Annotated in this window: 21 protein-coding genes; 14 read left to right on the top strand and 7 right to left on the bottom strand. The window is 56.2% G+C overall.

Features of this window, described 5'->3' with window-relative positions:
- Positions 1-18: 18 nt before the first annotated feature.
- The 6 genes from acs to HBOR_RS18015 form a co-directional block, all read right to left on the bottom strand.
- Positions 19-1,974, bottom strand: a complete 1,956-nt coding sequence (acs, locus tag HBOR_RS18040) for an acetate--CoA ligase (protein WP_013446648.1) — start codon at positions 1,972-1,974, stop codon at positions 19-21.
- A 128-nt stretch (positions 1,975-2,102) separates the two neighbouring features.
- Positions 2,103-2,615, bottom strand: coding sequence for a GNAT family N-acetyltransferase (locus HBOR_RS18035; protein ID WP_006053499.1), 513 nt, complete (start codon positions 2,613-2,615; stop codon positions 2,103-2,105).
- Positions 2,616-2,839: 224 nt separating this feature from the next.
- Complete coding sequence (locus tag HBOR_RS18030) at positions 2,840-4,234, bottom strand: ATP-binding protein (protein WP_006053498.1); 1,395 nt, start codon at positions 4,232-4,234, stop codon at positions 2,840-2,842.
- Positions 4,235-4,341: 107 nt separating this feature from the next.
- Positions 4,342-5,580 carry an orc1/cdc6 family replication initiation protein gene (locus HBOR_RS18025; RefSeq protein ID WP_006053497.1) on the bottom strand — a complete coding sequence of 413 codons (1,239 nt, stop codon included), beginning with the start codon at positions 5,578-5,580 and terminating at the stop codon, positions 4,342-4,344.
- A 788-nt stretch (positions 5,581-6,368) separates the two neighbouring features.
- A complete protein-coding gene (locus HBOR_RS19580; protein WP_013446647.1) occupies positions 6,369-6,752 on the bottom strand; it encodes a hypothetical protein in 384 nt (127 codons plus the stop codon).
- On the bottom strand, positions 6,739-6,960 hold the full coding sequence (locus tag HBOR_RS18015; RefSeq protein ID WP_006053496.1) for a hypothetical protein: 222 nt from the start codon (positions 6,958-6,960) through the stop codon (positions 6,739-6,741). The genes HBOR_RS19580 and HBOR_RS18015 overlap by 14 nt, the downstream gene beginning before the upstream one ends.
- A gap of 181 nt (positions 6,961-7,141) precedes the next feature.
- Between HBOR_RS18015 and HBOR_RS18010 the strand changes: the two genes are divergently transcribed.
- From HBOR_RS18010 to HBOR_RS17950, 13 genes are all read left to right on the top strand, one after another.
- The gene (locus HBOR_RS18010; RefSeq protein ID WP_006053495.1) at positions 7,142-8,161 is read left to right on the top strand and encodes a Cdc6/Cdc18 family protein; all 1,020 of its coding nucleotides are present in this window, start codon (positions 7,142-7,144) and stop codon (positions 8,159-8,161) included.
- A 240-nt stretch (positions 8,162-8,401) separates the two neighbouring features.
- Complete coding sequence (locus tag HBOR_RS18005) at positions 8,402-8,680, top strand: hypothetical protein (RefSeq protein ID WP_006053494.1); 279 nt, start codon at positions 8,402-8,404, stop codon at positions 8,678-8,680.
- Positions 8,681-9,421: a DNA polymerase sliding clamp gene (locus HBOR_RS18000; protein ID WP_006053493.1), complete on the top strand. Its 741-nt coding sequence runs from the start codon at positions 8,681-8,683 to the stop codon at positions 9,419-9,421. It begins immediately after the preceding gene.
- A 155-nt stretch (positions 9,422-9,576) separates the two neighbouring features.
- Positions 9,577-10,350, top strand: a complete 774-nt coding sequence (locus HBOR_RS17995) for a peptide ABC transporter ATPase (protein WP_013446646.1) — start codon at positions 9,577-9,579, stop codon at positions 10,348-10,350.
- 434 nt (positions 10,351-10,784) lie between these two features.
- Complete coding sequence (locus tag HBOR_RS17990) at positions 10,785-11,111, top strand: hypothetical protein (RefSeq protein WP_006053491.1); 327 nt, start codon at positions 10,785-10,787, stop codon at positions 11,109-11,111.
- The gene (locus HBOR_RS17985; protein ID WP_006053490.1) at positions 11,108-11,362 is read left to right on the top strand and encodes a helix-turn-helix domain-containing protein; all 255 of its coding nucleotides are present in this window, start codon (positions 11,108-11,110) and stop codon (positions 11,360-11,362) included. The genes HBOR_RS17990 and HBOR_RS17985 overlap by 4 nt, the downstream gene beginning before the upstream one ends.
- Before the next feature lie 154 nt (positions 11,363-11,516).
- Positions 11,517-12,011: a hypothetical protein gene (locus tag HBOR_RS17980; RefSeq protein WP_006053489.1), complete on the top strand. Its 495-nt coding sequence runs from the start codon at positions 11,517-11,519 to the stop codon at positions 12,009-12,011.
- A gap of 176 nt (positions 12,012-12,187) precedes the next feature.
- Positions 12,188-12,418, top strand: a complete 231-nt coding sequence (locus HBOR_RS17975; protein WP_006053488.1) for a hypothetical protein — start codon at positions 12,188-12,190, stop codon at positions 12,416-12,418.
- Between the two features lie 236 nt (positions 12,419-12,654).
- Complete coding sequence (locus HBOR_RS17970) at positions 12,655-13,281, top strand: hypothetical protein (protein ID WP_006053487.1); 627 nt, start codon at positions 12,655-12,657, stop codon at positions 13,279-13,281.
- Between the two features lies 1 nt (position 13,282).
- Complete coding sequence (locus HBOR_RS17965; RefSeq protein WP_241432284.1) at positions 13,283-14,419, top strand: hypothetical protein; 1,137 nt, start codon at positions 13,283-13,285, stop codon at positions 14,417-14,419.
- Positions 14,420-18,256 (top strand): fibronectin type III domain-containing protein, encoded by a 3,837-nt coding sequence (locus HBOR_RS17960; protein ID WP_006053485.1) that lies wholly within the window; start codon positions 14,420-14,422, stop codon positions 18,254-18,256.
- A 737-nt stretch (positions 18,257-18,993) separates the two neighbouring features.
- On the top strand, positions 18,994-20,244 hold the full coding sequence (locus HBOR_RS17955) for a Cdc6/Cdc18 family protein (RefSeq protein ID WP_006053484.1): 1,251 nt from the start codon (positions 18,994-18,996) through the stop codon (positions 20,242-20,244).
- A gap of 146 nt (positions 20,245-20,390) precedes the next feature.
- Positions 20,391-20,780 (top strand): VanZ family protein, encoded by a 390-nt coding sequence (locus HBOR_RS17950; RefSeq protein ID WP_006053483.1) that lies wholly within the window; start codon positions 20,391-20,393, stop codon positions 20,778-20,780.
- Between the two features lie 35 nt (positions 20,781-20,815).
- Here the strand turns inward: HBOR_RS17950 and HBOR_RS17945 are convergent, their stop codons facing one another.
- Positions 20,816-21,334 (bottom strand): phosphopantetheine adenylyltransferase, encoded by a 519-nt coding sequence (locus HBOR_RS17945; RefSeq protein ID WP_006053482.1) that lies wholly within the window; start codon positions 21,332-21,334, stop codon positions 20,816-20,818.
- A gap of 189 nt (positions 21,335-21,523) precedes the next feature.
- On the opposite strand from HBOR_RS17945, the gene HBOR_RS17940 reads away from it, so the two are divergent.
- Positions 21,524-21,946, top strand: coding sequence for a universal stress protein (locus HBOR_RS17940; RefSeq protein WP_006053481.1), 423 nt, complete (start codon positions 21,524-21,526; stop codon positions 21,944-21,946).
- Positions 21,947-21,979 lie beyond the last annotated feature (33 nt).

The raw sequence follows: 21,979 nt of genomic DNA, 5'->3' as shown, positions 1-21,979 counted from the left end.
ATAATTCCGAAATAGCGGTCAGTCGTCCCGAACGATGGACTTGAGTTCGCCGACGATTTCGGGGTTTCGGAGCGTTGATGTGTCACCGAACTCCTCGCCGTTTGCGATATTTTCGAGGAAGCGACGCATGATCTTCCCCGACCGTGTCTTCGGAAGGTCGGGCGTGAAAACGACAGCATCCAACGTAGCAATCGGACCGATACGCTCGCGAACGTGGGAGGCGATTCGCTCGCGCATCTGCTCGTCACCGGAAAGAGCCGCCTCAAGCGTGACATACGCGTGGACGCCGCCCGTTTCGGCGTTATCGACGCTGACGACGGCGGCCTCGACGACGCCCTCGACATCGACGATAGCGCTTTCGATCTCCATGGTCCCGAGACGGTATCCCGAAACGTTGATGACGTCGTCGATCCGTCCGAGGACGGTGATATAGCCGTCCTCGTCTACTCGCGCACCGTCACCCGTGAAGTAGTTCCACCCGTTCACTTCGATCTCCGAGGTACCCTCACGACCCCATCGCCGCCCGTGTCGCAGTGCGAGCGGCATCCCGGGCCACGGTCGAGTAAGGACGAGATACCCTGCGTCGTTTGGCGGGACTGCCTCGCCACTTCCATCGACGATTTTCGCGTCGGTTCCCGGAAGCGGTGGGCCGGCTACCCCGGGTTTCATCGCGTCGATGCCGGGAAGGGTGGCGATCATCATACCGCCGGTTTCGGTCTGCCACCACGTATCGACTATCGGACACTCCTCATTGCCGACGTGCTCGTAGTACCACTGCCACGCGCGGGGGTTGATCGGTTCACCGACCGTTCCCAGAAGGCGGAGGCTCGACAGGTCGTGCTGTGCAGGATACTCTGCACCCCATTTCATGAACGCGCGAATCGCCGTCGGGGCCGTGTAGAACACGTCCACGGCATTCTGCTCGATGAGGCTCCAGATACGGTCTTTCTCCGGATAGTTGGGAGTCCCCTCGTACATGACCGTCGTAGCTCCGACCGCTAACGGACCGTAAACGACGTACGAGTGACCGCTAATCCATCCGATGTTCGCCGTACAGAGGTACGTATCCCCGGGTTTGAGGTCTAACACCGCCTGCGACGTCCACGTGACGTGGGCGAGATAGCCGCCGGTGACGTGTTCGACTCGCTTTGGCTCACCCGTAGTTCCCGAAGTGTGGATCAGAAAGAGAACATCGTCGGCCGACCGGTCAACCGGTGCAACCTCCGCACCGGCGTGTTCGCTGACCAGTTCATCGTACGTGTGCTGAGTCTCCCCGAGATGTTCGGCCTCGCCGAGATGCTCAACAAGGACCATCTCGCTGAGGTCGTGAGGTGTTTTGAGACGGGCGTCCTCGGCCTTGCTCTTCAGGAAGATAGCGTTCCCTCGACGGTAGTAGCCGTCACAGGTGACGAGATACTCCGAGTCAGCGCTCTCCAGTCGCGTAGCGAGTGCATCCGCTGACAGGCCCGCGAAGACGACGTTGTGCGGGGCACCGATGCGGGCACATGCGAGCATGGCGATAGGCAACTCCGGTATCATCGGCATGTAGAGGGTGACGACATCGTCTTCCTCGACGCCCTGTGCGCGAAGTGCAGCCGCGAACTCGTTAACCTCGCGGTAGAGGTCCTGATACGTGTACGTCCGGGTCTCGCCGAGATGGCTCTCCCACTTGATGGCGACGCGATTCTTCGCCCCGGCTTCGATGTGTCGGTCCAGACAGTTGTAGGAAGCGTTCAGCGTCCCGCCGGCAAACCACTCGAACGGCGGTTCGTCATTCGGGAGGACGCACTCGTACGGTTCGCTCCAGTCGATTGTCGCTGCCGCCCGTTCCCAACAGTCGGGCCAGGTGTCATTAAACTCGTCGTAGATGGACTCGTCAGTAACAGTTGCCTGTTCGGCGAACGAGGTCGGAGGATCGATTTTCTCGTACTCGCCCAACCCCGTCTCGGAGTCCGGTCCCCGGCCGTTCGACATGCACGAACACAATCGCTCTCAGGGCAAAAAACGTTTGTACTCCGGAACGTGGCAGTTTTGGGAGTTTCCTACGCGAGTTCCCATAACGGTGTATCGTCCTCATTGGACAGCCAGAACAGTCAGGCTGGTTATCCGCCGCCCAGTTCAGAGGGGTGTTCGAGTACGTACCTGTTTTCGGGGTGCGGTTCGCCACCGAGAGTAGTCTGGCTCTCATCCACGTGTTCGAACCCGAATCGTTTGTAGAATGCGTTGCCGGGGTCGTTCTCCACGAGAACCATCGCGTTGATTCGTTCGATTCCCTGCTCGGCAAGGTTAGTACACGTCCGCTCAAGCAACTCACGGCCGATGTTCTCTCGACGGTGCTCGGGATGGACGTAGATTCGGAGGATGTATCCATCTTCTTCGGAGTCATTCCACGCCGCGTGTGCGAAACCGACAACTGCCCCCTCGCGTTCGGCAACGAGAATCATTGTCTGCTCCTCATTAAGTTCCGCTTCGATTTGTTCGGAAGTATACCAGTCTGTGACTGCTTCTTCAGCGGTTTCGCGTGTGAGAATCTCCGGATAATCGGTTTTCCATGACTGTTCCGCTATCCGGAGGATGGCGTGGGTATCGCTTTCGGTCGCAGTACGGATATTCATGTGTTGTTATAGCACACCCATCACGATAGTCCTTCCTCACCTCCAGCGTGAATTATGATGAAACCAAGACAAGATTCCCGCCGACGAGCAGTTCGAGAACTTCGGGTGAAACTCCGACTATAAGCGTCTGATGGAACTACGTGACGCCTGGTTCCCCATTTACAACCGTGAGACGGATTCTGTGTTGTGCATCGGGCGCGTCGTCAAAGATAAAGAACCGAAGGTCAGATTTGCATCTCTACGATGTCTTGCGGAGTGAACAGCGAGACGTCCGACCGCTCTTCAGCGACTGCCCGCAGCCCATCAGAGAATCCCGAACGAGCGAAGCAGCAGTAGTGGTACGTCGGGTCGCCGCCTTCCGGGGGCGTCCAGTCTACCTGTGCAGCACTTCGCTCGAGATCAGCGAGGTCTCCCTCGTTCATTTCACGAGTTGTGTACTTGCACTCACCCGCGACGAGCGTGCCATCGCTCGCAAGGCCGACAACATCGAGTTCGTGGTGCTTGTGCCACCAGTACCCGATTCCGTGGTACGTTTTGGGAATAAGCGTCGGTAAGGCGTTTTGGCAGACGACTTCGAACATTGGACCCATGTAGTCCGAGAACGAGGGCGCGACCAATTCATCGTACGCATCATCTCCGAGTTGTGCGAGCTTTCCTTCCTGCCCATACACGTAGCGGAACCAGAACCGGAACAATGGCTCATTGAGTCGGTAGCGACTCTTCCTCGTTGCATTGGGGTTTGCCGTCACCGGAATATCTCGGGTTATCAACCGAAGTCTCCGTAGTTTCGAGAGATACGAGCCGAGGGAGTTCGAATCCATGCCGGCGAAAGTAGCGATTTCGCTCGCTTCACGCTTGCCCGTGGCAATCGCTCGAAGGACCGTGTAGTACGTCTGCGGCTCTCGAATACCGAACTCAGTGCGTAACAGGAACTCCGGTTCGTTGTGAAGAACGCCGTGTTCCGAAAGGATGTGCGACTGAATATTCTCTGAAAGCGATGCTGAAGGAGTGAGCGCACGGAGGTAATACGGCGTGCCACCGAAGACACTCCACGTCTCGATAGCGGTCTCGGGATCCGCATCGGGATAGAACTGCTGTGCGTCGCTCAGGTCGAGCGGTGGGAGGTCTATCGTCCCGGTTCGACGCCCGTACAACGGACTTCCACCACTGAGGACCTTCTCTTCCATGACGCTGATCGACGACCCCACAAGTACGAGCGACATCCCGGTCTCTTCGAGGTGGAGATCCCAGACACGCTGAATTTTCGAGGGGAGCGAATCGTCCGAGTCGATCAGATAGGGGAACTCATCAAGGACGACAATCGCATCCTGTCGTCCGAGCGTTCGGAGCAGTGCTTCCCAGTCCCGTTTGATGTCTTCGACGACGGGAAACGTCTCGCGTGCAGTCTCGACAAAACTCGAAAGTTGCACGTCCGGCGTCTCTTCGGTCGCCTGCCAGTAGACTGCGTCATCGCGTTCCCGGATCGACTCGCGGATAAGCGCACTCTTGCCGAGTCGCCGCCGACCGTACACAACGAGTAACTCTGCTGTGTCACGGTCGAACCGTGATGTCAACATCTCTAGTTCGTCTTCGCGATTGACAAAACGGGGATGGCTCATACCTGTATTTGATGAGTGGATGAGATAGTAGTATCGGTTTTGTAAATTAGGATTTTACTAATCTAGATTTTACTAACTTCAGTTTTGCTAGTCAAGAGTCGCTCGGCTTACATCGCAACGAACTCTTCGCCGGAGTCAGGGAGATACTCGATAATACTCCGATGGGCACCGAATTCGCTGATGATAGTCTGGAGTGCGTCAACGACAGTTGCGATGTCGCGGTTGAGTTCATGCTCACGGTACGTCCCGCCGTCCTGACCACGGTGCACCATCTGTGAGAGCGTCAGGTTGAGTATCTCGAAATCAGAGAGGAAGCTACGCATCCGACGCGCCGTACGAGGGTCTCGACCCTGGTATTCACAGAGTTCTTTATAGCGTTGATAGACAACGCGCGAGCGAGCAGGCGTCGCATTCTCGGCAGCGAGCGTAGTCAACGCATAGAGCGTGAGTTGCTCGTGTTCGGTGAGGTCACGCATAATGTCCATGCTCTGTTGTGCCTCAAGTTTCTCTTGGGCGCGTTCGACATGGTCGGTCGTCACCGACTCTGCATTCTCCGTTCGGGCGAGGTCACCAGCCTTTCGGAGGAGGGTGATTGCCCGGCGAGCATCACCGCCATCCTGACGGCCGAGTGCAGCACATAACGGGATTACACCGTCCTCAAGTGCGCTCTGGTGGAACGCGATATCAGCTCGCTGTTCGAGGACTTTCTGGAGTTCTTCGGTCCCATACGGCGGAAACGAAATTTCAGTTTCACAAAGAGACGACTGAACTTTCGCGTCAAGTTGCTCCCGAAACGTCGAATCGTTACTGATGCCGATGAGACCGAGTTGGATATTGTCGATATATCCGTTGTTGTCGGCACGAGTTATCTGGTAGAGGAACGTGTCGTCTGTGATGTGATCGATCTCGTCGAGAACGATGATCACAGTCCCGGACAGTTTGTTGAGTTCGTCCCAGAGTAGCCGATAGACTTTGGACTGCGGATGCCCGGTCTCAGCGATGTGGTGTTCGGGTTCCCGGAGGTTGTTTACCAGGCTAATCGCAGCTTGGTAGCTCGTGCTGAGCCCATCGCAGTTGAGTGAGATGACAGAGAGGTCGACCTCAAAGTGTTCCGCCGACTCTTGGAGCTCGTTGAGGAGAAAGTTCGTGACGGCGGTCTTCCCCACACCAGTCTTGCCGTAAATGAATATGTTGTCGGGATACTCCCCGTTAATGATCGGCTGGAGAGCTGCTTCGTACTCCTCGATTTCGTTATCTCGTCCGACGATATCGTCCGGAACATATTCTACCTTGAGCGTATTCCGACGTTTATACAGCGTATCGTCAGGTTGGAATCGGGGAGCCATATTGTACTCGACTGATTCAGTCTGCGAGGAAAATTGTTTCGACCGACGTTTCCGGTATTTCCAGTATAACCACCAATGGGTGATGTTTCTACTACTCGTGTGAGACCCCATCATTTCCAGTAAACATTCGGGACACACGAGGGAGGAACACCCCACTATTTCCAGTAAACGTCGGTTGCCGGCGTGTGTCTATCACGATGGAGGAAGTCCGAATGAAGACAGCCTGAACGAAAGCAGCCCGGATGAAGGCAGACCGAGGTGTTCCAGTATTTCCAGTAAAGCATTCTTTATAAGATAGTCGAACACCACTGTTTCCAATAAAATAGTGTGAGAACGAAATCGGTAGACTGCGAAGGGCTGAGGTAAATAAGGATAGTGCAACACCCCCTCCCCACTATTTCCAGTAAACCACCACAAATACAGCCCGTTGGCTGAGAACACATACTGAAATTAGAAATATTCATATGGTAGTCAGACAAGTTGGTCCGTAGGCTAGCTAGATGAGAGGTTGTACGGAGAGTCATCTGGAGTTGATGTGAAGTTTACGTGGAACCGTCCAGGTTATCCGGCAAGAATAAACGCCGAAACGGACCGTAGTGATAGCTAGGGTGGCTTTCTGTTCCCGCTTTACTGGAAATAGTGGGGAGGGGGTGGCGAGGTGAGAAATTACAACCGAAAATACTGCTCAGATAACTGTATTACTGGAAATGGTGGTGTCCGACGAGCGGCAGACGCCGTTACCTGAAGAGAAGCGGATCATCACACCAGAACCCCACTTACGTCTCAGGTCAGCGAAGCCATGTGAGAAGGTGATCTACGGCGGCAGTCGCACCGCTGCTAGCGGCGGCCAACGCGCCTCCAAGTCTGAACTCGGCCGGGGCGATTCCAAGTTCGCGGGCAAGCGGTCCCGGCCGGGTGTGAGCACCAAAGACCGCGACGGTCCTCCCACGGACCCTGAGTTCAGTCGTCAGGTCAGTTACCGTTAGTAGACGTGTGGGTCCGCTCGGGACGGCATTGACTGCACGAGCGACCCGAACCGCGCTCCGAAGCGTCGGCACTTCGACGAACAACCGGTCACCGGTTGAGCGAACCGGCATCGTAACCCCTGCGACGGTAAGGGTCAGGTCATCAGTGGCAACCGACAGTGGTGCGACGAGATCAGTCTTGCTCACGGGTCGTCACGCGGACAGTGCCGTTGAGTCGCCAGTGAGCGTGTTCGGCGTCCTCGCCGGTACCGCTCGGCACGTCAACATGCATATCCTCGAACTCGTAGATTATCTCGGCACCACGGCCCGTAAGCCGGTCGTAAAGGCTGACAGCTAGGTCCGGCCAGGTAGTGGTTTCCTCGATACGCTCTTCTGGAGCTTCAGTTTCACTCATATCATATGTTACTGTGTCCGACATATCATAAATTTGTTGACTACATTTCCCAGACACGATGTAGACAGACAGACAGACAGACTTCTGCTGGCTTTAGACAGATTCACCCTTCCGACAGTTCTCATAATCACTTTCACCGGACGGTAAGCGTATATCAAATCTAGGGTACGTCATCGGGAATATGATTATTCGAGAAGATGTATTCGACGTGGATGAGTTCGTCCCTGGCGACCTCCGGCGTCGTCACCGCGAACTGAACGAACTCTCCCGAGCGTTGAGTTGCGCTCTCGACGGCTACCGGCCACGGAACGCTCTTCTCACTGGCGCATCCGGGTCGGGGAAAACTGTGACTGCTCGGTACGCTGTCGACCAACTACAGCAAGAGATCGCTACCAAAAGCGCGTACGTTGATGCGTGGGATGCGCGAACAACAACACGGACGCTACAGCGAGTACTCGACCAACTCGGCGGGGCAACAATAACTGCGCGGACTCCATCGCGTGGAGATCTCCTCGACGCCATCCGCGATGCCATCTCTCACCCGACTGTTCTCATCGTCGACGAAGTCGAGATGCTGTCCGACCTTGGATTGCTCCGCGATTTTGCCTCCCTCGATGCTGGTCTCGTTCTTATTGCGAACGACGAAGACAGGCTGATGGCAAATCTCGATTCACACGTCTCGTCCCGTCTCGCTATCAACACACGCGTTGCCTTCGATTCCTATTCGGTCACCGACCTTGTTTCCATCCTGGAACCGCGCCGTCGCCAAGGACTCGTCGATGGGACAGTGAGCGACTCCGTCCTCGAAGAGATTGCCGACCGGGCTGGCGGAAACGCACGCCACGCCATTGTCTCACTCCGCGAGGCTGCTCTTCGTGCCCACCAACGTGGCGACGAACGCGTCACCATGACCGACATCGGTCCGGCAGTTGGCGACGCCGCTGATCTCATTCGCCAGAAAGCATCCGACCGACTCGGAACGCACGAACGTCTCATGCTCGACATCGTCCGCGATCACGACAGTATCGCACCTCGGCGTGTCCACGAACTATACGAAGCAGAGTGCGCAAACCGGGGTTTTGATCCTGTTACTCGCCGGACGACGACGACGTACCTTGGCAAACTCGAAGATTACAATCTCGTCGAATCCGTCGGCTCAACTCGTAACAGAAAGTATCAAAAAATAGAATCTTTTTCGTGAATCGCTTTTTGGAAAATCGTCTTGCACACGTATTCTCCACGGTTTCAGCACGCCTATTCCCAGAATAGGGGTTATTTCTAGAAACGCGGGACAGTCGCTTATATGCGACCGGGCGGATTTGTTGAATATGTCTCTCGTAAGACACTCCGACCCTACTCTCGGCAGTCTCGAATCACGTGGCACGGTCCGCTGCCCTGCCACAGACCAGAGTCAGCGAACGCTCATCCAGGGGTGCGATCAATGAGTCACGACCGGCTGGCGTCGTTCGATGAAAACGTCTTCGAGAACCTCGACAGCGACGAGACAGCGACTGAACTCTGTGGTGATCCGGCACCGGTCGAACTTTGTGGTGATCCGGCATCAACCGAACTCTGTAGTGATCCGGCACCGGTCGAACTTTGTGGTGGTTCGACACCGACCGGTCGATACATCGTCTCTCCCGAGGATTACGTCATTGGAACGAACGACGGTCGCTGGTTGTCGAGTACGGTCACTGTCGATCTCGAGGAGGTCGCCTGAATGAACGTTATCGTCGAGTACTCTCGTCTGCAGACGTTCCTCAACGTCGCTATGGCGGTTGTCCACGAGTGCCGGCTCCGCTGTACTGAGGACCATCTTCGCATCACTGCCACCGATCCAGCCCAGGTTGCGCAGGTTGAGACGACGCTCGCCTCGGACGGTTGCGAGTCGTTTGAGACCGACGGAGAGGTTCTCGGAATCAACCTCGAAAAGTTGGATGATGCACTCGGCTTTGCGAGTACGGGTGATCTCGTCTTACTCGAACTCAACACAGAGACTCGAAAACTCGAAATCGAGTACGACGGATTCGGCTACGACCTCGGGCTGATCGACCCCGAGAGTATCCGGCGAGAGCCGGACATCGCGGAAGTTGACTTTCCAGCACGCATCCGTGTCTACGGTCATCGTCTCGAACGCGGAATCAAAGGATGTGATCTCGCAAGCGACCACACCCGATTCGAGGGTGATGCCGAGAGCGGTGAGTTCCGCGCAACAGCAGAAGGGGATACTGACGATGTCTCAATTCGTATGGACTCCGAGGATTTGCAGACGGACATCCCCGAAGCCGTGTCATCGCTGTTCTCTATCGGGTACCTGACCGAACTCGTCGATCCCATTGAAAACGATACCGAGGTGGTCGTCAAGGTCGGTGACGAATTCCCGCTCACATGGTTCTACGAACTGAGTGAAGGGAACGTTGCGGTGACAAACTTCCTTGCGCCCAGAATCGCGAGAACGTGATCATGACCGGAGAACACGCGGGGCGAGATCACGACGCCACGGCACAGATCAGCAGCGCTCAGATGGGTTTCGACTAGCCGTGCATCTGCGCGTCGTCAAGTTGGGTTGGAACAGACAGCATCGGACGCCAAGCAAGAGTGATCAGCAATATCACAATGTCCACGAGCCACCATCCGACGACCAACGCACAGACTGACGACCGCTTCGACGCCCTCGAATCCTCCCTCAACGACCTCGAATCCCGCCTTGACGATCTCGAAGCGGAGAACGAACGTCTGCACCGGGAACTCGACGCGAAGAACGAACGCATCGAAGAACTCGAAGACGACCACGAGTGGCTCCGAAACTACGTTCTCGACCTCGAAAACGCCATCCTCGGCGAGTGGCTCTCCTCGGAACTTCTCGCGCACCTCGACCACGAATCGATTGGTGATGCCGTTCTCTCTCTGTCCGATTCAGTGGAGACCACCCAGATCGACGCCATCCGCGAGAAACAGATCAGGAACCACCAGTCGGTCAAACGTGACATTGCCCGCATCAAACGACAGGTGACCCATCTCGCTGATGAGACCGATATTGAACTCCTCGACTCCGTTCCCGGCGACGATAAAGTCGCAAAGGTCGTCAAAGACGGTGTCGCGTCCGTCGAGTCGAAAGTGTACGGTAAACACGAACGGGCCGAACTCGTCTTGCAGAACCTCGCCGACTGGGGAACGGTCAAGACGGACGCTAACGGGTCGGCCGTTTTACTGCACGCCGGTAACGTGAAAGAGAGGCTCGAAATCGCCCGAAACGAGTCATTACAGTCCACGCAGGTGAAACGTGTACTCGACCAGATCGACGACTGGACAGACGACTCCACGCGCTACTCCAAAGTGAAGAAGACCAACGGGGTATGGCGACTCAAACTTGGGGTACATACGGAATGAACTCGACAGAAAAGAACCGTACAGGTGTTGTAAGGCTGTCCAAGGGAGAAAGGTGTTATACGGCCCTCACTCACGCTCTCGGCAAGGTACTCTTCCGCGGTATTCCACCGCCCAAATAAACCACGTTTGGACCGATACACGACTGTGCTTGCGTAAGCTCGCCCTGTTAGTGTATGGTGCGTCTTTTTCTGCGTCTTTCTTCCGCGATAGAGAAACAGAGACGCGAAAAAAGCGCCTTACAACACCTGTAAGATCGGTGGTCGGACGAGTAGATGAGAACGGGACGAGACGGGTACCCGACATCCACCCGACACGAACCTCCGATGACGACGAGAGCAGACAATAACACGCCCAAGACGACAGAACAACACCGACAGAGGATACAGCACCGGCAGAAGATACAACACCGACAAAGGATACAACGCCGGCAGAGAATGCGACCCCGACGACCGGCACAAGAGCAACAGTGGACACGAAGACAGCAACAGACACAGCAGCGACAACGAACACACCGCCGGCGACGGCAACCGACGTTCACCGCGCGGCACCGCATCGGCACAACTGTCCGAACGACGAGTATCCCAGCAAGCGTGTACGCTGGCGACGCTGACTATCTTCGTACGGCGACCGAAGACGACCTTTGTGCGGCAACCGAAGACTATCTTCGGGCGGTCACCGAAGCGGTCATCACGTGTGATCCGATGCCGAAAGAGGTCGCGTGGTGTTCGAATGAAACCGGCGAACTGGAGACAAGCGTATGAGTACACTATACGACCTCGACGATGGGCGGCTCGAAGATCTCACCCCAAGCGCGAAACTCGTCTACCTCGTCATGGATCGAGCTGAGGATGAGCTTACCCAACAGGGGATTATCGAGGAAACGACACTCGCTCCGCGGACGGTTCGGCACGCACTGACCCGCCTCGAAGACCTCGGTGTGGTCGTTTCGCACCCGTCGTTCGAGGACGCTCGACAGCGGGTGTACACCATCTCGGTTCCCGACGAAGAATAGGCATTTAGACCGCTAGCAGAGCGCTTTTTCTAGTCCAGAATAAAGTAATAGGTACGCAGACACCCGCCGTGAGTGGCCAACCACCACGGGGACGTGACCACCCGAAAGTGGGGCCGTAGCTGCTTCTTTGAAATCAGACACGAGATTCGAGACCATGCACGAGATACTCCAAAAACGCGTGTTCAACGCGCCAGACGTCTGCCTGAACTGTCATCGACGCATCCGCGTCGAGCGTAACCGCCCGGAACGACAGTACAGTACTGACGCGTCCACCAGCGAATCGAAGTGGGCTCGGAACCGAAAAACGACGACTGTCGCCTACGGACCCGCAGACGCCGTCTCCGACGCGAAAGGAATCTGGTGTGACTGCGGCGTCGAAGGCAGTTACGTCCGCATCTGGGACGATGAACCGCTTCCCGAGGACGAAAACAAAACGGCCGATGTAAACGCCGAACAGTTCCGACGACTCGTGCAAGCGACGATTCGGATTCTCGAAGACAAGGGCATCACGCTTGATCGGCAAGCGTTCGCCTCTCACGCCTTGCAGGCGCGCCATGACGGCGATTGCGTAACTGAATCGTTGTCCGCTGGCACGTCGCACGCCATCGTGCGTGTTTCGGAGGCGTCTCGAAAGCGGGTGACCGCCTGACGGCTGGCGACAGTGTTCCCTCTTTGTCGCTCAATTCCCCGAGTTTCGATTCAGCTGCCCGATCACGTTCGCACAACCTTTGACTCATGACCAAAACACGACAGGGACTCGTTCCCACAGAACTCACCGACCAGAATCGTGCTCTCGATCAATTTCTTCGCCAGAGGTGTCCCCCAATGAACCTCAAACGATGGAAATTCGTCAAGAACGCCGTCTTCGCCGCTGCAATCCTCGGCTACGGTTTCACGCTCGCCCGACAGGGCGCTGACCCGACAATCGTCTTCGCCGGGACAGTCGCGTTGCTCATCCCGCTACTCGGGATCGAGTACGGCGAGTTTGCCGCCGCGTGGGCGATGATCCAAGGTGGTAACCCACCTGTCCAGTCTCGAGACGACGACCAACGTTGAACAATGCAGACCGATGACCGAGAGCGCGGAAGCGACCCAACTCTCCGCGCGAGCGAGGTCTGACTGGGACGGAACGAGATTCGAAGAACGGCACTGACCGCAGCGGAAAACTCGGGTTCGATCTCGGGACGTCGATAGGAATCTCGTGAGCGGTACGAATACAACGGATCACAGGTTACGGAATCGGCAGACGAACACCCGCGGCGGTGGGGTCACACCGCCACATTCTCTCACAAATGGTTACACGCTTGAACAACTGCGTTCTCGAAATCGACGCCCGACTCGACGGTGCACAGCGAACTGGCATCTTCGAGTTGGCAAAGAACTACAACTGTACTGGCGACATCAACAAATCGTTCGCCGTCAATCCGGCGGACGAAGTTCTCAACCGCGCGCTCAATTTCCCTTCGGACGGATCCCCAGACGACATCCGACAGCCGTATATTATCGATGCTGGCGGCGGAAAGGTCCCGTACAAGATCCGTGCCACCCTCTCAGAGACGACTCATAACGGCGAGTATCTCCAGATGGGGAACACGGGCGACGAAACGACGCTCACTGCTCTCGATGCGACCGGTGCGGGACCACGAACACAAGCAGATGTTCTGTCCCGGTACATCGAGCAAGCGACGACGGACTCGTTAAACCCTGCGACACTCCATCTCGGTCACTACCACGACGGCACGTACACAACCGACGGTGAGCCGGGACTGTTCGGCGAACCGCGGGCGGTCTACATCCCCAACGGCCCCCACGTCGTCGAAGCAGCCGACGAAGCGTCCTCGGTCGAAATTTCACTCACGTGCGTCCCTGTTGGGTCACTCGAACCAGCAGGTGCGCTCACCGAACAGGAGGAGTTCTAACATGAAACGAAGACTGTACACCTTATCAACGCGTGATCAATGGATTGTTCAGCTAGGAAATAGCGACTACCGCAAGACGACCTCTGTTTCCTCGGTATCGAATGATGACTGCGCCCTCATGTCGAAACCGCTCTCTCACAAACCGGGTGAACTCCGATTTGAGTTTCTCCTCGGGGGCGACGGAGCGGGACGCCTCGCTGCACAGTTTAGCGAACTCCTCGATTCGGATTACGGAGTGATCCCGTTCTTCGGCGTCGGTGAGTCAACCGAGTACGATGGGTACTACGTCGCCCACTCTGGACAGTCAGAACCACTTGACGCCACTGCGGCTGGAAGCCTCCAGCATGTTGGCGCGGTACTTGAGGAAGCTGGCACCCGCCAGTCGCACTGGCGGTCAGTCGAGATGAACGTCTCGGATACGCAGAACGACATCACGAACAATCCCGCACAGTCTACGGCGGTCGGTATCCCTGCGGCGGCGACCCGTATGCGTTGGTTCGATCCCGTTGCAGACGAGGTTCAGCTAGCAACGCCGTCCGCAACGACAGCTACGGAGTTCGGTGACGTTGCCCTTGTCGCCACGAGTGACGCACCGACCGACTCGTCGGCACTCATCTACGACCTTCCCTACGTCGCGTCCGGGAAGACCGATGTCCGAGTGTGGGACGACCGTGGTGTTGCGAAGACGGATGCCGAGAATGTCGTGCAGTGGGATCGCGTCTTCGTACCGGCTCACGATTGTGTCGGCTCGCCGGTCGTCTCGAACGGTGCGATTCGACTCACGCTCGACGCAGCGAACGGTATCGCAGCTGAGAAATGGGTGGACGGCTCCGCGGCGTGGCAGGACGTCGAACTCAACGACTCGGACTGGTCGCTCGTTGACGCCGATCTCGTGAACGTTGCACCGGCTTCGGTGGGTAGTCAACTCGTCTTCGAGAACTCCTCGTCCGGTGTACAGCACGCGCTCAACATGCGACTGGACCGGGGGCGAACGAAAGTTCTCTTCACGAACCCATCCGGCGAGGACAACCAAACGCCGAGTGGGCTAGCTGACTACCTACGCCCCATCGCATCCGACGAGGTCGAAACGACGAACGCGTCGCTGGACCTGCGGTCGAGACAGGAGGTGCGTCGATAGATGGCTTACTCTGACGACTTTTCGACGTTTGATTCGGAGACGTGGACGCTACACGATTCAGCACAGTACCTATCAGATTCTGGGATGATCCGGCTCGTCGGAACATCGTCGGGAAGTGAAGGTCATCTAGAGTACGATCCGGGCTATACAGACTCGCTCCGAACGGAGTGGGACTTCACCTCCGGGAATGACTCCTCGGGGTTTCACCGACTCTCCATCTACGCAGACGCTCCGGACTCGTATAGTACAGGTGATAGCGATAATACAGAAAACGCTTTCTGCGTCACTTGGAATGTCGCGGACGACATCTTGAAAATCTTCAAGATGTCGGCGGGGAGCGTGTCGATGCTGGCCTCGAAATCGCTCACGGCAGGGAGCGGGACGTTCGCTGTCGAGGCAGACCGCGAGCACAACGAAATCCGCGTGTTCGTCGACGGCACGCTGGAACTGACGGCGACGGATGTGACGTTCGACACGGGAGGCTCTGTGCTCTCGTGGTCGGGAGCACATTTCTCGACCACTGGAACGAAGGACTTCGACAATGTTTCGATCGAGACGATCGGTCTCATCGAAAACCTCTCGGCGACACAGTCAGCCGACGATGTCGACCTGCTGTGGAGTGGGACGGCCGACTCGTACAACATCCTCCGTGCAGAATCGTCGGGGATGGCGTCGTCAGACTACACGCTGATTGCATCAGACGTCGGCTCGCAGTCGTACACGGACACGACCGTCCTCGATGGGGAACAGTACTACTACCGCGTTGAGGATGCCGACACGGGTTACCTCTCGAACGAGGTCGAAGTCACAGTCTCTATCCCATCTCACACGCCGACAATCGAATCCGTCGCGCCGTCGTCGCGTCAACTCGACCTCGCGTGGTCGTACGGAGGCGAGACGGGGGCGCTGTCGGGAATTGACGTGGACTACCGAGAGACGGGAACGTCCGGGTGGACGACAGACGCGACGCTCTCGACGAGTGCGACGAGCCACACGATCACGGAGCTCGACGACGGCGAGCAGTACGACGTACGCGTCCGGTACTACTCAACGCACACATCATCGGCGGACACGACGACGACAACGACGCCGATTCCGGCACCAACCGACGTTGTGGTCTCGAATGTTGGGGCAACGACAGCAGACGTGTCGTGGACGGCCACGCACAACGACGGCGAAACACGGGTCGAGTATCGGCTGACTGGGACATTGTCATGGACGGTCGTTGAGACGGTTTCACCGGATACAGAGTCCACAACGCTAACGAACCTGAACAATGGTGAAGAGTACGAGGTTCGTGTGGTGGCCGCAAATGACGTAGAGCCGGCGACCAGCCTGTCTGAACCATTTATCACGGTGCTCCCCGACGAAGACCAGCCAGTCCTCAGCAACGACGTCAAGGACGAGGTCGCTGTTGACCGCGAAACGTCGCCGACGAATTACGGCGACGTGCGCGTGCAGATCCGCGAGACGGGAGAGTCATCGTGGGACTCAACCGCGACGGGGTTCGACGAGCAGATCCTCGCGTATGACACACTCTCGACGGTCTTCGACGGACGTAAGGATGGCGAGGAGTACGAAATCCGCGCTCGTACGGAGACGGAGTACGCCACGGGCGCGTGGACGACGCCTGTCTCGATCCAGATGAATCTCCCGACACCATCGGGATTCACCGTCGATAGCGTGACACAGACGCAGATCGATCTCTCGTGGACCGACAAGACTGACAATGAAAATGGGTTCCGAATTTTCCGTGCCGAGAAACGTAACGGCTCGTACTCCAACGAGCAACTCGTCGCCGAACCTGCGCCGAACACGGAGTCAGCGTCGATCTCCGCACTCCCGGGAACGGGGTATCGGCTTCGACTCGAAACGTACACGGAGGACACGAAAGCCTCCTCTGAACCAATTGAGACGACGACGCAGCCTTCCACTGTCGATTCGAATCAACGACCCGCACAGGGTTGGCATGTTGAGGTTGACCACCCCGAAGGACAGACGCTCACCCCAACAGTCATCGATGATCCGAAACCGCGGCCGAAACTCAACGGTCTGCCCAAGGTCGAAATCCCAGTCCCAAAGAACGAAAAGTGGCTCGACGACGCTTTCGAGCGAGCCCCCATCCGTATCTGGAAAGACGGGAAGCGACTCCCGGTCGAACGACTGATCAATCGGTCGCAGACGCCGGAGGCGACGCGACTCGTCGCCCGCGGCGGCGAGGACCTTCTCAAGCACGTGGAGAAGTCCGTCAGCGAACAGGAGGCTGACGACTTCGTTCGGGGCCTCCTGAACGAGGAGACGTCGCTAACGGTGAACGTGGACGATCCGCAGGCCGATGTCTCCTCGGATACGATGATGCTCGACGCCGACACCGGTTCGGAGTGGCAGGGTGTCCTCCGAGACTACCCATTCGCATCGGACGTACCACTGCGCGTCGAAAACGGCCGTCTTGAGACGACGAAGACGGCCGTACTGCGGCAAGGGGTAAATCCGGACGATCAGTTGTGGGCGCCCGACATCTTGGAATCTGATGAGTTCGTTGGCGGCACGGCATCGAGGTATCAGGCATCCGGACAAATACACGAATGGAATATTACCCTAGACCACGACATTCCCGGAGGGAGTGCGCAACTAGCTGTGCGCATCTCGGAAAGTAACGAGTCGGTCGGACCAGAAGTCACGTTCAGTGTTGATGGGACCCAGATCCGACCGGTCGGGCCAGAAAATCTCGGAAACGGATTCCAGTTCCCGGATGTTCGTTTTCTCACGCTCGATATATCAGGCGGACTCGCCGCAGGAACGCATACGATCAAAGCCGAAGTAACGACCGGCTCGGACTCGGGTTACATCTATATCGACACAATCGGTGTCTTCGACACTCGTTATTCAGACGGGTACGGGGACCGGCTCACTTCCCCCGGTGGGAAAGTCACGACGCTGAATGCGTATCCCGATATGTCGGCTGAAACAGTGGATGTACCGTCAATTCGACAGGTTATCGCAGGAGAACTGCAGTCCTCGTGGGATAACACGCAAAACGAGCAGGCGGTCGCCATCTCAAACGACCAAGGCAAGTCGTGGGTCAGCGCCTCGAACACCGAAACCGTTTCCGGACAGTTTGCGAGTGGGAGCGGACAGATCCGGGCACGCTTCTCCCTGTCGAGCTACGACGATGGGGATGGGATTCTCGAACGGAACGCCGGGCAGAGCGTGGACCTGTTCGACCTCTTCTCGGACCTCAACGACACGCCGTTACTCAACAGCCAGTCGTTCGATGGTGAAATTCGTGAGATTCTCAATGATATCGCAGAATTTGGCAACTTCATCTGGGAGGTTCGTTGGGAGCAATCGACAGAATCGCTTGCTGTGGTGTTCACTCGGCCGGGACAGCGTGAGGCGTCGGGTGATGTGAACCTCGTTGATTACGATTACAACATCGACGATGAGGCTATCACCGAGAAGGCAGTCGTCAACGGGACGCAGGGTCAAGGAGAGTATGCGCTTCCCTCGTGGGACGGCGATGAAGCACTCGCAACGACGCAAACGATTCCGGCGGCAACGAGCGACCGGTTGGCGAAATCGGCAGCAATGACGCTCGTTCAAGAGACTTCGACACCACTGGAGACGGCGACGGTCGAAATCGAGCAGTACCCTGCAGGGTGGAACCTCGTTGAGATGGTGAGCCTCGCTGATCTCCCTGAGACGGCTGGTGCGATGAAAATCTACTCGGTCGAAGAGAAAGACGGAGTTATCTCGCTACGGCTTGGAAATCGGGATCGTATTGAGGAGGTTGTCTCGCGTATCCAGCGTCAGTTGGAGGCCGTATCGAGTATCTGATTCAAACAGGCGGATTGTAGCATCGATAGTAGCGTCTGTAAGTCTTCACTTACTCTTTTTGTGAATTGATTTCTAGTAAGTTAACTAGTAGTTGTTAACTAGGATTTGTTAGTGACAAGTAAGATATGTGAGAACACTATCTCTCGCAGGGGTACTAAACGGAGAAGGCTGTGGCGTACACACACCACCCTCGCGTTTGTAACTACTATTGGGTAGTGGGGAGAAATCAACACACCACCTTCGCGTTTGTAAATCTGGCAGAGGAAGCCGTTTGACAGGCCAATTCCGCACCCCCCACCCCCCACTCTTTGCGTTACAAACGCGAGGGTGGTGTGTGTGATGATGAAAACCATTCAATTCGTGAGTTCTGCTACACTGACAACTATCCACTGACAACTATCCCAAAACCATCTGATGAGTGGGCCTGATGGGTTCTGTGTCGTTTACAGACGCGAGGGTGGTGTCCGTGTTGTTACAAACACGACCGTACCCTACTTACAAACGCGACGGTACCCCCTCATTTACAGACACGACGGTCTCTTGAGCTACCCTCTATCTGAGTTACAGACGTGAAGGTGGTCTCTGATACTGGTTCTTACACACGCGACGGTAGTCCCCTCGTCTAAACTCACTGTATCTGTGTATTCTCGGATAATTAGTTCCTGAAACCCTCGTTTTACACCCGCGGAACTGGTCCCCTATCTTTATCTAATCGCATATACAGAAAGTGGATACGGATGAACGGGGAAAACAGCGAATCGACAACCGATGAACGTGACCCTCTCTTCAGATACGATCAGCCAATTTTTGCGAACAAGGAGATTCTTGAGATCTCACACCTCCCTGGTCCCGACAAGATTGTGGGTCGTGACGAACATATGGCACAAGTTGCGGAAGCACTGAATCCTGCTATTTTCGGTCAGTCTCCGACTCATCTGTTTATTTTCGGGAAAACGGGTTCCGGGAAGACGCTGACAGCACGCATGGTCTCACGCCGCCTTCAACAAGAGGCTCAGAATGAAGGTGTTACTGTCCGTGTTGCGACTGTAGACTGCGGAGAGCAGAATACAGAGGCCTCCGTCATCAAAACGCTCGCGTCATCCGTAAACGATCCGTCGAAAAGCGGGATGACCATCCCCGAACGAGGACTCTCTACGGGGGACTACTACAACCGACTCTGGCGGGTCCTCGACACGTGTTCGGATGTCACTATCGTCGTCCTCGACGAGATAGATATGCTCCAAGACGACGAAGTTCTCCGGAAACTCTCTCGAGCAGGTGAGAATCAGCGAATCGTCGATTCGCGTCTCGGTATTATTGGCGTCTCGAACAAAATTGATTTCCCCGATGAACTCACTGAGCGTGTCAAATCCAGCTTCGCGCACGACGAGTTAGTGTTCTCTTCGTACGATGCGAACGAACTCCGGGAGATACTGCGAAACCGGACGCACGCCTTCGAAGAGGGCGCTTTGACTGATGACGTTATCCCGCTCACGAGCGCACTCGCTGCACAGGAACACGGGGACGCTCGGAAAGCGATTGACATCCTCCGCAATGCCGGTCGCATAGCAACAAAAGAAGACGCCGAAAAAGTGACCGAAGACCACGTCCGTGCGGCCAAGGAGAAAACAGAAACGGACCGGTTCCGTGAACTCCTCGACGGCCAGACCTCTCAATCTAAGGTTATTCTTTACGCGCTCGTTTTGCAGACAGAGGGTGATCAAGGCGCGAAGGTCACAACGAGCAACGTTTACCGTCAATACCTCAGTATTGCGAATTCACTGGACATGGACCAACTATCGGAACGCCGTGTTCAGGAGATTCTCAAGGAACTCGACTTTTTGAATGTGATTCAATCAGAGGTCAAAGGTCGAGGGCGAGGTCAAGGTATTCACGGTCGCCATCGGCTGCTTGAGGAGCCACGTATCGTCAAACGAGTTCTTCTTTCTGATCCTCGATTCGAGAATCTCAGGGACCAAACAAATTGACGTTTTGATGTCTCTGGCACCCACCGAGGAAGCGCCATCAGTAGGAAGCAATCTGTCCGCCTAACCCCCCTCCGTCAACTAACCTCTCTCTGTCAACTAACCTCCCTCTGTCAAACATCAATAGGCTACGCGACGTAGGAAACGCTATGCGGTACCAGTCCTCTGGCTCTCGATGGACGGCAGTTATCATTGGCACGGTCGTTCTTTTCGTCGCGTCTGTCGTGCCATCCCCGCTTAGGCGTCATCCCGAGTGGAAGTGGATTGGCCCGGACAAGTTCCTGCACCTTCTCGGCCATGCAGTCTATGCAGTGACGCTTGCCGACGCACTCGGGCGTGATCGATATACCGATGCGGAAGCGGCCGTCCTTGCAGTGTCTATCTCAACAACGCACAGTCTCGTCACTGGGCAAATCCAGAAATACGTCCCCGGACGAGCATTTGAACTTGCAGATGTCCTTGCCAGCCTGCTCGGCGCGGTTCTCGCTGTGTTCGGGTGGTACGTCGTGAACGACGCGCAGGATACCCCTCCGAGCTAGTGATCGCTGTTATCACTCGCGCTCTACGATTGTACCTACTCCAGTATGCGTCCGTGGACATCTATCTCGCCATCTCGAATACGAGTACTGCTGATTCGGGTACCGTCTTCGGCGATGACGAACGGTGCGGTGTGCACCTCGAGCGGTTGCAGTCCAGCATCCATGCGTTGCTGATTAAGTTCATAGGCACGGCGCTGTGCTTCCGCCTCCGGCGAGACGACAAGCGCATTAGCGTCCTCACGTGTTGCGGCCGGTCCGTGGGTGTCCGCTAGCTGAATGATTTCGTAGGTAGCAGTATAGGCATTGGCCATGCGGTCGAGTTCTGCATCGAGATCCTCGCGTCGTTTCTCGAACGGACCAATCATTTTGGCGTGCGATGGATCGCTCCGTGTCTGCGTAGCGAGGGATGTCGAGGTGAGACCGACGATAACGTGTCCGTCTCCACTCCCGTTGTGACTAGCGGTCTGGAACGCTTTGTGCAAGAGGGTGCGATGACCGTTGTGGATTGGTGTGAACGTACCGCCGACTATCGTAATCCATTCGGAGTGAGCCATATTTCACTACTAGTTGCCAACCGCTGTATGTCCACGGGTCTGTGACAATTGAGTGAGCACCGTGGTTGATATGTAAGCACCGTAGTTGATATAATATATCACATAGGTCGATAGTCTGGCCCCCAAACGGATTCCGGACCATTAAGAATTATGCTAGACCATTAACTCGCTCGGCATCGAAATCCGACTATGAAACCGATCCTGTTGGCCACGGACGGGAGCGAACACGCACAGCAGGCGGCAAAACAGGCTATCGAACTTGCCGAGGAGCAGGGAGTTCCTTTGTATGCTCTCTGTGTCGTTGATAAACGGCGCTTCGACAACCCTGCCCTCAGCTCTGCGGAACTTGCAACTATCTACGCAGAGGATCACGCGTCGATGTGTGTCTCGAAGGTCGCAGATATGGCGGAGAAGAGCAACGTCCGCGTCGAAGGCGGTATCCGGCACGGCATCCCACACGAAGTGATCCTCGAGTATGCCGCGGAAGTGGACGCTGATGCTATCGTCATCGGGGAGCACGGAGACCATACAGAGCACTTTTCGGGAGTCGGTGGAAAAGTCGCAGAGCTAGCTGACAGAGACGTAATCGTCGTTAAAGCGCAGCCAGTCTAGAACGGGAAATATACGTCTTCACCATGCTTGTGG

The sequence above is a fragment of the Halogeometricum borinquense DSM 11551 genome, from assembly GCF_000172995.2.
Classification (GTDB): Archaea; Halobacteriota; Halobacteria; order Halobacteriales; family Haloferacaceae; genus Halogeometricum; species Halogeometricum borinquense.
This window is presented reverse-complemented; position numbering and strand designations above follow the sequence as displayed.

Coding starts and splice junctions, on each gene's coding strand:
- HBOR_RS17980 (WP_006053489.1), top strand. CDS start 11,517: ATGCACGAGATACTCCAAAAACGCGTGTTCAACGCGCCAGACGTCTGC.
- HBOR_RS17940 (WP_006053481.1), top strand. CDS start 21,524: ATGAAACCGATCCTGTTGGCCACGGACGGGAGCGAACACGCACAGCAG.
- HBOR_RS17960 (WP_006053485.1), top strand. CDS start 14,420: ATGGCTTACTCTGACGACTTTTCGACGTTTGATTCGGAGACGTGGACG.
- HBOR_RS17975 (WP_006053488.1), top strand. CDS start 12,188: ATGAACCTCAAACGATGGAAATTCGTCAAGAACGCCGTCTTCGCCGCT.
- HBOR_RS18015 (WP_006053496.1), bottom strand. CDS start 6,960: ATGAGTGAAACTGAAGCTCCAGAAGAGCGTATCGAGGAAACCACTACC.
- HBOR_RS17955 (WP_006053484.1), top strand. CDS start 18,994: ATGAACGGGGAAAACAGCGAATCGACAACCGATGAACGTGACCCTCTC.
- HBOR_RS18010 (WP_006053495.1), top strand. CDS start 7,142: ATGATTATTCGAGAAGATGTATTCGACGTGGATGAGTTCGTCCCTGGC.
- HBOR_RS17990 (WP_006053491.1), top strand. CDS start 10,785: ATGCGACCCCGACGACCGGCACAAGAGCAACAGTGGACACGAAGACAG.
- HBOR_RS17950 (WP_006053483.1), top strand. CDS start 20,391: ATGCGGTACCAGTCCTCTGGCTCTCGATGGACGGCAGTTATCATTGGC.
- acs (WP_013446648.1), bottom strand. CDS start 1,974: ATGTCGAACGGCCGGGGACCGGACTCCGAGACGGGGTTGGGCGAGTAC.
- HBOR_RS17970 (WP_006053487.1), top strand. CDS start 12,655: ATGGTTACACGCTTGAACAACTGCGTTCTCGAAATCGACGCCCGACTC.
- HBOR_RS18030 (WP_006053498.1), bottom strand. CDS start 4,234: ATGAGCCATCCCCGTTTTGTCAATCGCGAAGACGAACTAGAGATGTTG.
- HBOR_RS18000 (WP_006053493.1), top strand. CDS start 8,681: ATGAACGTTATCGTCGAGTACTCTCGTCTGCAGACGTTCCTCAACGTC.
- HBOR_RS17995 (WP_013446646.1), top strand. CDS start 9,577: ATGTCCACGAGCCACCATCCGACGACCAACGCACAGACTGACGACCGC.
- HBOR_RS17945 (WP_006053482.1), bottom strand. CDS start 21,334: ATGGCTCACTCCGAATGGATTACGATAGTCGGCGGTACGTTCACACCA.
- HBOR_RS18005 (WP_006053494.1), top strand. CDS start 8,402: ATGAGTCACGACCGGCTGGCGTCGTTCGATGAAAACGTCTTCGAGAAC.
- HBOR_RS18025 (WP_006053497.1), bottom strand. CDS start 5,580: ATGGCTCCCCGATTCCAACCTGACGATACGCTGTATAAACGTCGGAAT.
- HBOR_RS17965 (WP_241432284.1), top strand. CDS start 13,283: ATGAAACGAAGACTGTACACCTTATCAACGCGTGATCAATGGATTGTT.
- HBOR_RS18035 (WP_006053499.1), bottom strand. CDS start 2,615: ATGAATATCCGTACTGCGACCGAAAGCGATACCCACGCCATCCTCCGG.
- HBOR_RS17985 (WP_006053490.1), top strand. CDS start 11,108: ATGAGTACACTATACGACCTCGACGATGGGCGGCTCGAAGATCTCACC.